The organism is Treponema parvum (genome assembly GCF_017893965.1).
Classification (GTDB): domain Bacteria; phylum Spirochaetota; class Spirochaetia; order Treponematales; family Treponemataceae; genus Treponema_D; species Treponema_D parvum.
Genome location: NZ_CP054142.1, coordinates 554,045 through 569,219, shown reverse-complemented (window position 1 = coordinate 569,219; position 15,175 = coordinate 554,045). Strand labels below are relative to the sequence as shown.

Sequence of the window (15,175 nt, the reverse complement as noted above, 5' to 3'; positions counted from 1 at the left end):
AAGCGCTTATTATTGACCTCTACAGGAGAAGTCATTGAAAGGCAGTCGGGTTTCCATAGACCATGTTTCCAAGAACTTCGGGGATTTCCAAGCGCTTAGAGACATAAATTTTGTTATTAAGCCGGGTGAGTTTTTCTCACTCCTTGGTCCGTCAGGATGCGGAAAGACAACGCTACTGCGCATAATAGCCGGATTTGAAGATCCCGACGAGGGCTCAATTCTGTTTGACGATAAAAACGTCATACCTATGCCGCCGGATAAACGGCATTCAAACACGGTATTTCAGACTTATGCGCTTTTTCCTCATCTTACCGTCTACGAAAACATTGCGTTTCCTTTGCGGTTAAAAAAAATCGATAAAAAGACTATAGATGAAAAAGTACGCTCGTATATCCGCTTGGTTCAGCTTGACGGCCATGAGGACAAAAAACCTAACAGGCTTTCAGGCGGACAAAAGCAGCGCGTCGCCATCGCGAGGGCGCTCATAAACGAGCCTCAGGTACTGCTCTTGGACGAACCGCTTTCCGCTCTGGACGCTAAGCTCAGGGCGAACCTCCTTATCGACCTTGACAACCTTCACGACAAGATCGGCATAACGTTCATTTACGTAACGCACGATCAAAGCGAAGCTCTTTCAGTTTCGGACCGTATCGCCATCATGAACCACGGCCGTGTGCTGCAAATAGGCACGCCTTTTGAAATTTACGAAAGCCCCGCGACGCAATTTGTGGCGGAATTCATAGGCGAAACAAACCTGTTTGAAGCCGAAGTTGAAAAATGCGTGCCTTACAATGTAAACGGCGACAAAGAATACATGGTAACGCTAAAAGTTCCCGCATTGGGCAAGCAGGCGCCGCTTCCGACGGATACGCCCGAAATGGCCGACAGCGATAAATTCATGATGGTCACCGATTATGAGCATACGGAACCGGGACAAAAAGTTGCATTTACCGTCCGCCCCGAAAAAATCCGTATAACCAATGAAACCCCGAACGTAAAAGGACGAACGGACATAAACGTATTTAAAGGAGTCGTAGAAGAGCCGGTCTATTCGGGATTCCAGTCCAAATTTTATGTCCGCCTTGAAAACGGCGCCGTCATCAAAGTATTCAAACAGCATACAAATTACCTGGACGACGGGCCTGAAATTTCATGGAAGGACACCGTTTACGTTTCATGGTCTGCAAACGACGGTTACATTGTTGAGGATATAGAGCGATGAGTAAAAAAGCGGACGTATCGGAAAAACCTCCGGCGGGTAAAGAAGAATTTTCCTCTATAGGCGGGGGGCGTAAAAAATCAAATCCCGGTGCGCTGTACGCGTGGCCTATGGGGCTGTGGTTTGTAGCGTTCTTTATCGCGCCGCTCGTGATAATCGTAGTATACAGTTTTATGAAAAAGGGACTGTACGGCGGAGTTGAATGGGAATTCTCCCTCAAAGCTTACCGCCAAATGCTCAGCCCCAATTACGGAATCCTTGTCATGCGGACGCTAAGATTATCCGTTATATCTACGCTTATCACTATTCTGATAGCTCTTCCCTGCGGATATGCAATGGCCAGAAGCAAATATCAAACCTTCCTTCTTTTTCTTGTCATAATTCCGTTTTGGACAAATTCTCTCATAAGAATCTTTGCATGGATGTCCATACTGAACAACGACGGAATTTTAAACCAGATATTAAGAGGCCTCGGACTTGTAAAAGACTATGTAAAATTTCTTTATACCGGAGGCGCCGTAGTGCTTGTTTCCGTGTACATGTATATTCCGTACGCGATATTGCCGATTTTTACCGCCGTAGACAGATTCGACTTTTCGCTCCTTGAAGCTGCCCGCGACTTAGGCGCAAATAAATTTCAGGCGATAATGAAAGTTCTTATTCCCAGTATAAAAAGCGGTATTCTTACAGGCGTAGTCTTTACCTTTATTCCTATTTTCGGAGCATATACTGTACCGCTTTTGGTAGGAGGAAAGGATTCCTACATGCTCGGCAACATAATCGTGGATCAAGTTCAAAAAACACGCAACTGGCCGCTTGCAGCGGCTTTCAGTATGGTTTTGACGGCCGTAAGCACTGCAGGAGTGCTTTGGATGCTCGCTGCAAGCAAAAATGCCGCCGCTCTCAAAAAGACGGATAATACGGATGGAGCGCCAAGATGAAACTCAATTTTTATTCCATTTTGGCAAGCCGTTTTTTATGGAAAAAACGACCGACGGGCGAACCTGCCGTACATGCAAAAAAGACATGGAAGCAGAGAGCAAAGATGCTGTCGTTTTCAAAAACGGTTCTGTTTTTTACATTGCTGTTTTTATTTATTCCTCTTATCATCATTACGGTTTTTTCATTCAATAAAAGCAAGGGCGGAGAATTTACAGGCCTTTCTCTTATCTGGTATAAAAAACTTTTGTTCGAGTCAGGAGACCTTTGGGCTGCGCTTTTTAACAGCCTAATAGTGGCGGTTACCGCAGGAATAGTTTCTACGATCCTCGGCACCTTGTCCGCGCTGGGAATAAGCTGGTATAAGTTTAGGGGCCGTTCGTTCATACAGACAATAAGTTTTTTGCCCATGGTGCTGCCGGAAGTTATAATAGGCGTTTCGATGCTTATATTTTTCAGCGGAATAAAACTTCCATTGGGGCTGTTCACTATTTTTGCGGCGCATACTACTTTCTGTCTTCCGTTCGTTTACCTTATGATTTCGGCGCGCCTTGATGAATTTGATTTTTCAATAATCGAAGCCGCTCACGACTTGGGCGCAACGGAATTACAGACGATGACAAAGGTAATAATTCCCGCCATTATGCCGGGAATACTTTCAGGCTTTTTAATGGCGATCACAATGTCGCTTGAAGATTTTGTGATTACGTTTTTTGTTTCCGGCCCCGGATCGACTACGCTGCCTCTGTATGTTTATTCCATGATCCGTTTCGGCGTTTCTCCGGTGATAAATTCGCTTTCATTTGTCATGATCTTATGTACTTGCTTTATAGCCTTTGTGCTCAGGGGAGGCCTTAAAACTGTAGCGTCAAATCGGTGACCGGTTTAATCAAAAAATACGCCGATTGCAAACTGCAAAAAGCTTTAACCGTAAGGCGATAAAAGAACCGGCAAAATTTAGCCGCATTTTATGGGAGTCTATTATGAAAAGAATTTTTAACGAGTTTTTTGCCGCGGCGTTAATGGGTGCCGCCATTTTATCCGTTTCCTGCTCAAAAAAAACAAGCGAAACCGCAAATAAAACTCTTTATCTTTTCAATTGGACATATTATACGCCGGATTCGCTGATTAAAAAATTCGAAAAAGAATTCGACGTAACGGTAAAAGTAGACACCTTTGATTCCAACGAGGTCATGTATGCAAAACTAAAAGCGGGCGCCAAAGGGTACGACATAACGTTTCCGTCCCAAGATTACGCTTCAATCATGATAAAACAAGGAATGTTAAAAGAAATAGATATTGAAAAATTTCCCAATTCAAAATATATAAATCCCAAAGTCTTAGAAAAAGCGACTTACGATCCGACAATGAAATACGGCGTGCCTTACTACATGGGGGCGGCAGGAGTAGCGATAAACAAGCAAAAGGTAGCGTACTATGAAAAGACGTGGGGCCTTTTCGGCCGCACGGATCTTAAAGATCACATGACAATGATGGACGACATGAGAGAAGTTTTAGGCGACGCGCTTGCATTTCAAGGGAAATCCGTAAACACTCTCGACGATAAAGAGATCGAAGCGGCAAAGGATCTTGTGATAAACAGCTGGAGGCCGAATCTTATAAAATTCGATGCGGAAGGATTCGGAAAGTCCTTTGCATCGGGGGATTTTTGGGTGTGTCAGGGGTATGCGGAAGTTGTTTTCGGCGAAGTGCCGGAAGAAAAACAAGCCGACATGGTTGATTTTTTTATTCCCAAGGAAGGCGGGCCCATGTACATAGATTCCATGGTCATATTAAAAGGAGCGAAAAACTACGAACTCGCCATGAAATTTATAAATTTCATACATGAACCTGAAAATTATGCGATATTTCTAGATGAATTCCGTTTTCCATGCTACGTAAACACGGAAGCCGAAAAATTCCGTAAAACAAAACCCATGTACGACGCCGAAGAAATGGATCCCTGTGAATTAAAAGAGGATTTAGGTGAAGGCCTTGAAAAATACAATAGTGCCTGGCAGGAAATACGGTTCACGGCAAAATGACCATCCCGTGCGGATACTTTTAGTTTATGAGGCATAAAATGAATAGGATATTTTCTGCCGCCGCCGACATAATTTCCTTGTTTGCAAAAAAAGCGGCCGCTTCACCCGAGTATGTCGCTATGGTTTTACTTTTTTTTGCGCTCTTAATCACAGCCTTTTGTATCATACTTTTTCGGATCGGGCTTAAACTCGGGCGCTATGAAGAAAAACAAAAACTCACCGCTTTGCTCCAGGCCGGTCGAGACGACGCCGTAAAGCGCTCGCGTGCGGTCTTAAGCGGACAGATGGCGGAACAGATCGCGCCGTTTTTAAAAGACTTTCCGTGTAATCCTGCGGACGTCCGCTTTGTAGGCAAACCTTTGGATTTTATAGGATTCCCCGGCGCGGCGGACGGAAGCGGAATAAAAGAAATTTTATTTATAGAAGTAAAGACCGGAAATTCAGGTCTTTCAAAGCGCGAACGCGAGATAAAGGCCGCCGTAGAAGAAGGCCGCGTGCGTTATGTCGAATATAACCCGAGTATTTAAAATCTGCCCGATTATCGTCATAAATGCCGATAATTAAGACGGAGTCTTTATGAAAAAAAACAAATTCGCATTATTTATTGCGGTGATCATTTTTTCGCATTTTTCTTTTTTTGCACAGACTAATGTAAAAGGTACGGCCGTAAACGACGATTCAGCGAGCACAAGCGGAAGCGGAAAAATTTTTACATTCAAATATAAAAAAGACGACAGGTATCGAATACTTTCGCGCGTAAACGAAGACGTGCTTATAAACAATCAGCTCGATCATCATTCCGAAATAGTAAGCAGAGTAAGCGTTCACATAGAAAGCGTAAAAGCCGGCGGAAAAGGCGTTCACAAAGCAAACTTTATGACCTCCGATACTTCAACCGCAGGCGAAAACGGCAAACACCTCACGTGGAACGAAGAATACAACAGCGAATATGAAAGAGACGCTCAAGGCCGCTTTACCATAGACGCCGAATATTTTATGCCCGTCATCCGCGACATGCCGGTTTTTCCGCAAAAACCGATATTCCCGGGCGAAACCTGGACGGAAGAAGGATACGAAGCCCACGATCTTAGGCGGACGTTCAATATCAAACAGCCCCTAAAAGTGCCGTTTAACGCCGTATACGTCTATGAAGGCGAAAAACGCGGCGATTCGGGTAAAAAATTCGATGTCTTTACGGTAACGTACAATCTTTACTTCGACAGTCCTTCTCCCGAAAACAAAGAAGGTCTTTATTCAGAATATCCGGTAACCACTACGGGCTATTCTCAGCAAAAGCTGTACTGGGATTACGACAGAAGCGCCTTGGATCATTACACCGAAACGTTCCGCATAACAATCGTAACGTCATACGGTAATGTCTTTAAGTTTAACGGAACTACGGAAGCCGAAATAACACAGTTTGAAAGAACGTCGGACGATCTTGATAAGGTTAAAGAAAAAATCGAAAACCTTAACCTAAAAGACGTTCAGGTAAAAAATAACGACAAAGGGATAACCATAAGCCTTGAAAACATTCAGTTCAAAGCCGATTCAGCGGTGCTGCAGGAAAGCGAAAAGGAAAAACTGAAAAAGATCGCCGTCATATTAAAGGGATATCCCAATAACGATCTTCTCATAAGCGGCTATACGGCTCTGGCGGGAACGATGAAGTCGCGCCTTAAACTTTCAAAAGAGAGAGCCGAAGCGGTGGCGGATTATCTGGCGGAAATAGGTGTAAAAGACCTTTATCATATTTTTACAAAAGGATTCGGAGCGCAAAACCCCGTGGCGCCGAATAATACGGACGAAGGCCGCTCCCGCAACAGACGGGTTGAAATCACTATTCTGGATAAATAGCGAAATGCGCCCCTTTGATTATTCCTTCATTTTGTGGTATTATAAGCTTCATGGATTTGAATACTAATTTCAAGCTCAATCAGCAAGTAGTTTATCCCAGCCAGGGCGTAGGTAAAATAGTCGATATTTTCGAAAAAGTCTTTAACGGCGAAACGCTTCTTCACTATAAAATTTATCTTGAAGTGTCGGACATGATTGTGATCGTGCCCGTAAGCCGTGCGGAAGGACTTGGTATCCGCGCCATAGTTTCTGCGGAAGAAGCGCAAAAAGCGATCGATCTTTTGGGAGAAGGATTTGAGCCCATCACGTCGGATTGGAAATTGCGCTATCAAATGAATCTCGACCTGCTCAAGAAAGGCAGTATCGCCGACATTGCCGTAATCGTCCGCTGTCTATATAACCGCAGCAAGATCAAAGAGCTGCCCATTTTGGAACGAAAGCTTTACGACAACGCAAAAAAACTTCTTGAAGACGAAATTTCATTTGCAATGGGAATCCCCGTCAAAGAAGCGGAGTCCTTGCTCCACGAAAAACTTGAACCGCCAGGCCTTGCTCACGAAACCAAACGCATTATTGACAGCATCGATGACGACGACGAAGTTTTTGACGACGATGCGGACGATTCCTCCGACGAAGAAAACGACGATTCCGATGAAAAACCCATGACAGATTCCGTTGACGACGACGAAGAAGACGATGATTCGGACGACGGCTTTGAGGACTGAAATACAGGCGGAATTGGTCATCCTTGCGGCCGGGAATTCAAGCCGCATGGGCGGAATAAAAAAAGAATTTCTTCCGATGAAAGGCGGCACGGTATTATCCCAAGCTGCCCGCGCATTTTTAGAAGCCTATGATTTTGAACGCATTGTGATTTCGTTCCCGCCGGGAAATTACGACGGCGCAAAAGAGGCATTTTTTTCAGATCCTGTGATAAATTCCCTGTTAAAAACGACTAAACTGTTCTTTGTAGAAGGCGGCGCTACTAGGCAGGCTTCGGTTTTAAATTCCCTTGAACAACTTGAAAAAGAAAACGCCGCCCCCGATTCCATCGTGCTCATACACGACGGTGCGCGCCCTTTCGTAAGCAAAAAACTCATACTCGATACTATCGCCGCTGCAAAAAAGATCGGAGCCGCAGTTCCGGCCATACGCCCCGTGGATACGCAAAAAGAGGTCGGCAAAGACAAACTTATAAAAAGACATTTGGTGCGGGAGGATCTGGCGGCTGTACAGACGCCGCAAGCCTTTTTGTTTGCGCCGCTTCTTAAAGCTCACAGAAACGCTCTAAAAGACGGCTGCGTTTATACCGACGATACCGAAATATGGGGAAAATACGCAGGCGACGTAATAACCGTAGAAGGAGATCCTTTGAATAAAAAGATCACATATCCTTCGGATATCGTTAAAGACATGGAAAATCAAACGAAAAATATGATAAGAGTGGGGCTGGGATACGATCTGCACGCGCTTGTCGAAGGGCGAAAACTGTTTTTGGGCGGAGTGCACATTCCTTTCGATAAGGGGGAAGCCGCGCATTCCGACGGCGATGTGCTCTTACATGCAATCACGGATGCGCTGCTCGGTGCGTGCGCGCTCGGCGACATAGGAAGTTTTTTTCCACCTGAAGACAATAAATGGAAAGACGCCGATTCTCGATTCCTGCTAGGCAACGTTTGGAATAAGATAAGCGCAAAAGGCTGGCAGCTTTGCAACCTGGACTGCGTAATTGCGCTTGAAAAGCCTAAATTTTTACCGTACAGGGACGAAGTAAGAAGATCCATAGCTGCGATACTCGGCACGGACGAAGACAGAATCTTTGTAAAAGCCAAAACCGGCGAAAAATTAGGAAAAATAGGCCGAGGCGAAGCGGTGGAAGCGTGGGCAAACTGCCTGCTTGTTCAGTCGTCAGGCATATCGAGAATCAATTCTATTTCCGTTTCGGAATGATTCATGCGCCTTGCTATCTCTGAAATTTTCCAGCCTTGCCGCTTCAACGTTTTTATGGCTTCGCGATCCTGCGGAGTTATTCCTGAAGACTGTTTTCCGGGATTCTTTTCAAGATCCGCCTTTGTAATCCTTGCCAAAAGATTAAATTTAGTATCGATGTCCTGAGAAAGCTGGTGCAGCCGGGCTTCGCTCCGCCCTATACCGTCACGTTCGCTTTTTATGGCGTCGGTCTTGCGCTCGGCTTCTTCCAAAATTTCATGCAGCGAACCGAGTTTTTCTACGGCTTCGTTTATTCGTCCGTTGCTTGCCAAAATCAAATCCACGTTTTTTTGAACGTCTTCGATTTCCGCCGGCAAAGAAGACGCCTGACGGTTGCAGTTTGAAAGCCTTTGTTCAAGCTCGCGCAAATTTTCAAATGTTTTGTCCACATCGGACGCAACCCTGTCTATGACTTCATTTTTCTTTTCAAGACGATCGTAGCGGTCGGAAATTCCCGAAAGCGTATTTTGAAAATTGCGTACCGCTATCTGTATTTCCTGCAGGTCGTCGCTTGCCGTTTGCAAATCTTTGATTTTAGTATCCATGTTTCCCGACAAAGCAAGCAGTTTATCAAATTTCGATTCGATATTTTCGATCTGACTTCTGCCCGAATTAAAACGCAAAAGTTTTTCGTTGATTTCATTGTCAAGCTTAAGAAGACCGTTGTATTCTGCCGACAGTTTTTCGGCGTCGTCGCGGTAAAGATCAATCTTATCGAACCGGTTATCCAATTCCGTCAACCTGTCGTCCAACTGTTTTTTCATCTGCTCGGCTTTTTCATAAAGCTGCATTTGAACTTCTATGCTCTTCAATTCCTTGTCAAGCTCGCTCATCCTGGTCTGAAAATCATTCGCATCGTTTTGCATTTTCATGACCATATTTGCCTGTCGGACGCGGTTTTCTTCGCCTGCCGATTGGATTTCGTTTTTCAACGCGCGGATTTTTTGCTCGGAATCCGTGGTCTGAGATCTAACCCTCTCTTCCGTAGTTTTGAGCATCTCTTCATACATTTTCTGCATTTCAGATACTATATTTTTGGATCGGTCTTCGTATTCGGAAATGGAAGTTTCGGTTTTATCGTCTAAAGAATCTATGCGCTCCGAAAGTTCATCGAGCTTTTTTTGCCTTTCCGAAGAATATTCTTCCATGCTGCCGTCGAGAATGCCTTGAGCTTCCTCTATTTTTTGTGCGGCGGCGTCCTTCATGCCGTCAAGCTGTTCTTCAAACAGAGACCTCGCCTCGTCAAACTGCTGCCTCAAGTGCTGTTTCCACGTATTAAATTCGGACATCGCGGCGTCTATCGAAGAAACTCCCGTCTTTTGGCGGCTTTCCACACCTTCTTCAAAGGCTTTAAGATCTTCAAGTATTTCTTTTTCCTTTTTTTCAAGCTGAGATATTATCCTTGCGTTATATGCTTCGGAAGCTTCTTTAAGAGCTTTTTCCGAATCCGAGGAAGCCTGCTGCAAATTCTCACGATACTGTTCCATAAAACCGGTCATCTCGCTGCGAACCTGTTCAAGCTGTTCTTGAATGTCTTCGCGCGCCAAGGCTATGTCCGAAGAGCTGCGGGTCAAAAATTCCTTGTTGCGCTCCTGAAGCGCAAGAAGTTTGTTTTTTAAGTCTTCCGTATAATTGCTTTCAACCGCGTGCCTTTGGTCCTCGTACTGCCCCGAAAGTTTTCCGAGCCGGCTGTCAAAGTCCTGCTTCCATTCGTTAAGCTCGTCCGAAAGTTTTGCAGCGCTCGCTCTCAAATTCGAATCGAAAGAATCTTCAAGCCCGTGAAGTTTTTCGCTCACGCTGCTTACGGCGGATTCCTTAAGAGAGTCTAAAGATTTTTCAAGGGCGGAAAGTTCGGCGGCTATTCTGTCAGAATTATCCTTTATCGAAAGCTCAAAATCGCTTTGACGCTTTTGCTGTGCGGCTGAAAAATCCGTAAAATCCGATAAGATGCGGTTCTGAGTCTGATCCATCGCCTTACGAACCGCACTTTCAAGAGATTCAAGATCCTGTCCGGACATTTCAAGATTTGAAAGTCTGTATAACAGGTCCTTTTTATATTCTTCGATGCGGGCGTCCAAATTTGAAAGAGAAGCCGTTACGGCGGAAAGTTTTTCTTCGGCAGACTTCGCAGCAGAAACTGCGCTTTCATTTATCAGATTGATCTTTTCTTGGACGGAATTTTTATACGATTCCAAGTTGCGCTCTGAAATTTCTCTATATTTTTCATATGCGGTTTTTTCCTTATTTTCCGCATCGGAAACCGCCTCTAAAAACATAGAATCGTAACGTTCTTGCAGCCGGACAATCTGAGACTCCAGAGAAGCTCTTATACCTTCGAGAGTCTTTCCGTTGCCGTCCGCTTCTTCGGCAAGCTCTTGTGTCGTTTGACGTATTCGGTCTGCGCTCTCGTCAATTCGGCTGTTTAATTCCGCAAACTTTCTTTCAAGCTGTTTGTCGAATGCGAGATTCTGTTCTTCCAGCAAAGATTCGTATCTTCCCTGCAGACTTTTTTCACGCTGTTCCGTTTCGGCCATTGCCTTAGTTAAAAAATCCGCCGTATCGGAAAGCTGTTTTTTAATTTCCTCCGAATTTCGGTTTATTTCGGTCTTATAAGATTCGCAGCGCGCGGAAGCCTTTTCGCTCAGATGTTTAAAAACGGTGTCTTCAAGCTGAGTCGCTTTTTGGGCAGCGGAATTATACGCGGACGCTATGTCGGCATTCAGCTTTGCAAGAAGTTCTTCGCTCCGTTTTTGGGCGGCGCCGGTCGATTCGTCAAGTTTTTGAGCGCGCAGCTGGTAGCGATTCAAAAGTTCGCTTCCTATCGCCTTGAGCTGTTCGGCGTTTTTGCCTGCAAAATCCGCGGTAATGACGGACAGCTTTTTTTCAATGGAATCCGCCGTCTTTTTTTGAGCGTCGAAACGCGCGTTTACCTGATCGATGACGGAAGACGCTTTTTGTATGCGAAGAAGGTTTTCTTCAACCCGCGCGGACATATCGACGAGTTTTGCAAGTTCGTCTTCGTATTCGGAGGTTTTTTGCTTAAGATTATCTACAACGGAAGTTTTTTCGGAAAGATTTTCCGTCATCTGACGAAATTCTGCAAGCTGCTTTTCAAAGCGTTTTACGGCAGCCGCAGACATAGTCTGCTTTGCGTCAAGTTCGGCGCCTACTGTCATAAGCGCATGATTTTTATCTTTGAAGTATGCGTCAAAATCGGACATGCGCTTGTCCGCGTACTGGCGAACCTTATCCATAGAATTATTGTCTTTATCCAAATAACGGAATACCAATACAACGCCGAAAGATAATATCAGCGATAATAAGATCGTAAATACTCCCACTTTTACCCATCCAAACAACAACGGAACTTCGCCCTGCATTCAAGACATAACGAAGTCCAAAGTATTTATGAATCCGGGGATTTCAATTTCCCGGCGTTCCTTCCAATATGATGTCCTGAAACTTCCTGTAATCGGCAAAACAAATATCGGCGCTAGGACATTTTATATGAAACAGCCTCCGATACCACGGTTCAAGATAAGCGGTCTTCATCCCGGCGTTTTTTGCGCCGTTCACATCGAAACGAATACTGTTTCCAACGTAAAGTATTTTTTCGGGAGGGACCTTAAGCACCATCGATAAAATTCCGAACGGATATTTGGACGGTTTAAGAGCGCCGATAGTTTCCGTTCCTAAAACAGTTTCGCAATACGGTATAACTCCCCAGATAGCTCCCTTTTGTTCGGGCGGAAAATCGGACAAAATCGCAAGCCTGTAACCCGCTTCTTTTAATTTACGGAAAGTCTCTTCAACATTTTTGTAAGGGGTTAAAGAATCAAAAAAAGGTCTAAGCCCCTTGTACACAATAGTGTCGATCTTTTCTTTTGCTTCCGCAGCGGTACACTTCATCTCTATTGCCAAAAGCCTTGCCTGATATTCAAAAAAATCCGCCAGCGGAGCCGTCCTGTGAAGAATTTTTCTTACCTTACCGTACTGTAAAAAAAAACGCAGATGAGAAAGGATATATGGAAATATTTTTAAGTTAAGCCGCCAGGAAGGATACAGAGTACCGTCTATATCAAAAGCTATTACCTCAAAATCTTTCATTCTTTTATTATATAATATCTTACACGGATATGTCGAGTTGTAAAAATATTAAAGATAGGAATACCGCCTGAATCCGTAAAACATGCAGAGATAAAGGCGGAGAAGGGAAATTGCTTGGTAACATAAAAAACGGCCATATTCTCGGCGGAAAATTTATCGCCGCGGCAAGGTCGCTTTTTTATTGACAAATATTCACTTTAGTTCATATATTATAGATATGTGGAATGTAGCCTCATCAGATGAATATGATGCTTGGTTTGAGACCTTGGATGAAGAATGTAAAGAAGCCGTATTGGAACGGGTTTTACTTCTTCACCGGTTTGGACCGAATTTGCCACGGCCGTATGCTGATGTCCTGCATGGAGTAAAAAAATATAAGAATTTAAAGGAGCTTAGGAATCAAACACAAAAGCATTTACTTAGGATAGCGTATTACTTTGATTCAAAAAGAAATACGTTTTTGCTGATCGGCGGTGACAAAAAAAGTAAAGATCAGAAAAAGTTTTATAAAGATCTGGTTACAAAAGCAATTACAATTCTTGAGGAACATGAACGGAGAATAGAAAATGAAAGACGCAATAAAAATGATGAAATGTAAAATGTCGCCTGAATCCGTAAAACGCGCGCAGATAAAGGCGGAGCGGGATATTATGGCCATAAGATTAGCCGAACTTCGTGAAGAAAGAAACGTAAAACAGTCGGAAATGACAAATTTTACTCAGTCATCAGTTTCAAAAATCGAAAAGAGAAAAGATATAAAAATTTCAACATTGATAGATTATCTGGATAGTTTGGGGATGGGGCTTGAAATAATTACTTATCCTAAAATGTCGGATTCAAAGAGCATGGAAAAAGTTTTGCTAAAAGTGTAGGAAACTTAGCGCGGTTTTCAAAACCGATAAAGCTATTTTTTTACGATCGTAAGATCGAATACTGCCGTACTTTCGGATGAAGATTGCGCAAAACGCCATTTTACGATCTGTTCCTTTATTTCAGTTTGAACTGCAGGCGACAAAGACGAAGACGGCATAGTTATTCCGGAGAGCAGAACGTTCCCGTTAGGCAAGATTCTAAACTTGATTTTCAGTTCTACCGACGTTTCAATAGATTCGGCATTCTTGTTTGAAATACGAATCACAGGTTCCTTAGGCTCCAAAAGCCGGCGCACGCTTCCGTCCGTCATCGCTATGGAAATTCCCGACGCCCCGCCGTCCGAAGAAGAATAAGAAGCGGCGCCGAGCAAAGCGGTAGACGTAACGGAATTCCCTGAAGAAGAAAAAGAACGCGGGCGTATCGCTCCGATACCGCTTAGAGACTCTTTTACGCTGCCGGAAACGTTCAAATTTTCCTGAGAAAACCGCGAATCTGACGATGACGACACGCCGGATGCCGGCTCGGAAGCGGAACTTGCAGCGCTTCCCGAGCTCCCGCGCACAGCGTCGGAATCTGCAATCCGCTTTTGCCGGACAGTGCCCGCCGAGCCGGAAACTACGGTATTTGCGCCGTCGTTAAAAACGCTGTCGTTCCATTCGCTCGATTCGGTCTTTTTTCGAGAAGAAAGCTGTTCGGCCAAAAGCTCTTCATTGCTTTTAGCATACGTGGGCTTTGAAAGCGTATATTTTGGAGCTTGTCGGGCAGGCTGGCTTGAAGGCGAAGGCGTTTTTGAAGCGGGCGAAGTCTGCACAGGAGAAACCTCCGGCGAAGTTTCACGCGTCGACTCTTTTTGCGCGGGCTGCGAAGTTTGAGCGGAGTATGAACGCGGCTCTGCTGAGGGCGTCGCAAGCTTTGCAAGAGTTTTTAAATTTTGCGGTTCGGTAAGCGTTATACGAATTTCTTTATATTCGGGAACGGAAGGTTTAAAATGCACCGACACCGATAATACGCATAAGACAATCCAAATACAGGCCGTCGCCGAAAAAGCCAGCTTTCTGCCTTTCGTATTAACGTCGTCGTCTTTATGGATAATAAAAATATGATCGGCAAGCCTTCTCACAAAATTCATTTTTTAGTCGTCCTGAGATTTACCGCGGAAAATCCGTTTTTTCTTAATACGTCAAAAATACGCACGATAGTCCCGTTGGTAACTTCACTGTCGGCTTCAAGGGTGACAGGATATTCTTCCCTAAGCTTCTCTCCGGTGTCAAAAGCGGCGAGGTTTTCATCCAAAGCCCGGTAAGAGACTTTAAGTTCGTTAAAATACATATCGCCGTTTTTTTCCGCAGTGATCGTTATTCCTGCGGAGGCGACCGATTTTGCCGTAGAACTTTCAGGCAGGGCTACGCTTATACCCGGCAGCACTGCAAAAGTCGTCGAGACAAGAAAAAAAAGTATAAGCTGAAAAACCACGTCTATCATGGGAACAAGGTCGACGCTGGCTTTTAAACCGTTTCTTCGTTTTACGCGCATTTAGTGAATCCTTCCCGACAAACGCAATAAAACCGACGTTACAGCAGATTCCATTTCCGCAATACGGCGATTTACCCGCGACACAAAATAATTGTGAAATATAAGAGCCGGAATTGAAACGGAAAGTCCGGCCGCAGTTGTAAGGAGCGCTTCTCCGATCGCGCCTGCAAGCGAAGCGGGATCTCCCATAGAACCGCCCGCGCTCAAAACGCCGAAGGCCTTAATGTTGCCTGTGACGGTTCCGAGAAGCCCCAGTAAGGTGGAAATATTCGCTATGGTTCCCAGCGGCGTGAGCAAATGCTCAAACTGCGGTATCACGGCGTTCATTTCGGCAGAAACGGCTTCTTTTAAATCGTCTTCAGCCCAACGGCGGCATTCAAGAGCCTTTTTTATAACTTGCGCGGCGGGAGTTCCGGCGGCGACACAATCCGCTTGAGCGGTTTGAAAATCGTTTTGCATAAGACTCTTATCAAGCAGCAAATTCAATTCGCCGTCGCGCTTTTTAATCGAAAAAAAATAATAACTGCGTTCTATTATGATAAAGGTTCCGGCGACTGCACATAAAAAAATGGGAATCATCAACAGCCCGCCTGATCGCAATAAATCGAACATC

Annotated in this window: 15 protein-coding genes and 1 pseudogene; 11 read left to right on the top strand and 5 right to left on the bottom strand. The window is 44.6% G+C overall.

What is annotated here, in order from left to right; translation table 11 throughout:
• Positions 1 to 34: 34 nt before the first annotated feature.
• From HRQ91_RS02635 to ispF, 9 genes and pseudogenes are all read left to right on the top strand, one after another.
• Complete coding sequence (locus HRQ91_RS02635; RefSeq protein WP_210117067.1) at positions 35 to 1,222, top strand: ABC transporter ATP-binding protein; 1,188 nt, start codon at positions 35 to 37, stop codon at positions 1,220 to 1,222.
• A complete protein-coding gene (locus HRQ91_RS02630; protein WP_210120135.1) occupies positions 1,219 to 2,160 on the top strand; it encodes an ABC transporter permease in 942 nt (313 codons plus the stop codon). The genes HRQ91_RS02635 and HRQ91_RS02630 overlap by 4 nt, the downstream gene beginning before the upstream one ends.
• On the top strand, positions 2,157 to 3,038 hold the full coding sequence (locus HRQ91_RS02625; RefSeq protein WP_210117069.1) for an ABC transporter permease: 882 nt from the start codon (positions 2,157 to 2,159) through the stop codon (positions 3,036 to 3,038). Before HRQ91_RS02630 ends, HRQ91_RS02625 begins: the two co-directional genes overlap by 4 nt.
• 103 nt (positions 3,039 to 3,141) lie before the next feature.
• Positions 3,142 to 4,203, top strand: a complete 1,062-nt coding sequence (locus tag HRQ91_RS02620) for an extracellular solute-binding protein (RefSeq protein WP_210120134.1) — start codon at positions 3,142 to 3,144, stop codon at positions 4,201 to 4,203.
• Positions 4,204 to 4,241: 38 nt separating this feature from the next.
• Entirely contained in the window at positions 4,242 to 4,730 is a 489-nt protein-coding gene (locus tag HRQ91_RS02615; protein ID WP_246473262.1) for a Holliday junction resolvase-like protein, read from the top strand.
• Positions 4,731 to 4,779: 49 nt separating this feature from the next.
• Positions 4,780 to 6,060 carry an OmpA family protein gene (locus HRQ91_RS02610; RefSeq protein WP_210120133.1) on the top strand — a complete coding sequence of 427 codons (1,281 nt, stop codon included), beginning with the start codon at positions 4,780 to 4,782 and terminating at the stop codon, positions 6,058 to 6,060.
• 50 nt (positions 6,061 to 6,110) lie between these two features.
• On the top strand, positions 6,111 to 6,785 hold the full coding sequence (locus tag HRQ91_RS02605) for a CarD family transcriptional regulator (RefSeq protein ID WP_210120132.1): 675 nt from the start codon (positions 6,111 to 6,113) through the stop codon (positions 6,783 to 6,785).
• Positions 6,757 to 7,455: pseudogene (locus HRQ91_RS11880) on the top strand (IspD/TarI family cytidylyltransferase); the annotation flags it as partial. The gene HRQ91_RS02605 and the pseudogene HRQ91_RS11880, both read left to right, overlap by 29 nt.
• Positions 7,456 to 7,497: 42 nt before the next feature.
• Positions 7,498 to 8,010, top strand: a complete 513-nt coding sequence (gene ispF / locus HRQ91_RS11875; RefSeq protein ID WP_476718535.1) for a 2-C-methyl-D-erythritol 2,4-cyclodiphosphate synthase — start codon at positions 7,498 to 7,500, stop codon at positions 8,008 to 8,010.
• Here the strand turns inward: ispF and HRQ91_RS02595 are convergent.
• Positions 7,962 to 11,390 carry a SpiroCoCo family coiled-coil protein gene (locus tag HRQ91_RS02595; RefSeq protein WP_210120130.1) on the bottom strand — a complete coding sequence of 1,143 codons (3,429 nt, stop codon included), beginning with the start codon at positions 11,388 to 11,390 and terminating at the stop codon, positions 7,962 to 7,964. The two genes, ispF and HRQ91_RS02595, sit on opposite strands and share 49 nt — an antisense overlap.
• Before the next feature lie 82 nt (positions 11,391 to 11,472).
• Complete coding sequence (locus HRQ91_RS02590) at positions 11,473 to 12,156, bottom strand: HAD family hydrolase (protein ID WP_210120129.1); 684 nt, start codon at positions 12,154 to 12,156, stop codon at positions 11,473 to 11,475.
• 217 nt (positions 12,157 to 12,373) lie between these two features.
• On the opposite strand from HRQ91_RS02590, the gene HRQ91_RS02585 reads away from it, so the two are divergent.
• On the top strand, positions 12,374 to 12,754 hold the full coding sequence (locus HRQ91_RS02585) for a type II toxin-antitoxin system RelE/ParE family toxin (protein ID WP_210120128.1): 381 nt from the start codon (positions 12,374 to 12,376) through the stop codon (positions 12,752 to 12,754).
• Positions 12,723 to 13,028, top strand: coding sequence for a helix-turn-helix domain-containing protein (locus HRQ91_RS02580; protein ID WP_210120127.1), 306 nt, complete (start codon positions 12,723 to 12,725; stop codon positions 13,026 to 13,028). Before HRQ91_RS02585 ends, HRQ91_RS02580 begins: the two co-directional genes overlap by 32 nt.
• Before the next feature lie 32 nt (positions 13,029 to 13,060).
• Here HRQ91_RS02580 and HRQ91_RS02575 read toward each other — a convergent pair whose 3' ends face one another.
• Genes HRQ91_RS02575 through HRQ91_RS02565 form a run of 3 tightly spaced genes read right to left on the bottom strand, consistent with a single transcriptional unit; the run spans position 13,061 to position 15,174 of the window.
• Positions 13,061 to 14,158 (bottom strand): hypothetical protein, encoded by a 1,098-nt coding sequence (locus HRQ91_RS02575; RefSeq protein ID WP_210120126.1) that lies wholly within the window; start codon positions 14,156 to 14,158, stop codon positions 13,061 to 13,063.
• Positions 14,155 to 14,562 carry an ExbD/TolR family protein gene (locus HRQ91_RS02570; protein ID WP_210120125.1) on the bottom strand — a complete coding sequence of 136 codons (408 nt, stop codon included), beginning with the start codon at positions 14,560 to 14,562 and terminating at the stop codon, positions 14,155 to 14,157. The genes HRQ91_RS02575 and HRQ91_RS02570 overlap by 4 nt, the downstream gene beginning before the upstream one ends.
• Positions 14,563 to 15,174, bottom strand: coding sequence for a MotA/TolQ/ExbB proton channel family protein (locus HRQ91_RS02565; RefSeq protein WP_210120124.1), 612 nt, complete (start codon positions 15,172 to 15,174; stop codon positions 14,563 to 14,565).
• Between the last annotated feature and the right edge of the window lies 1 nt (position 15,175).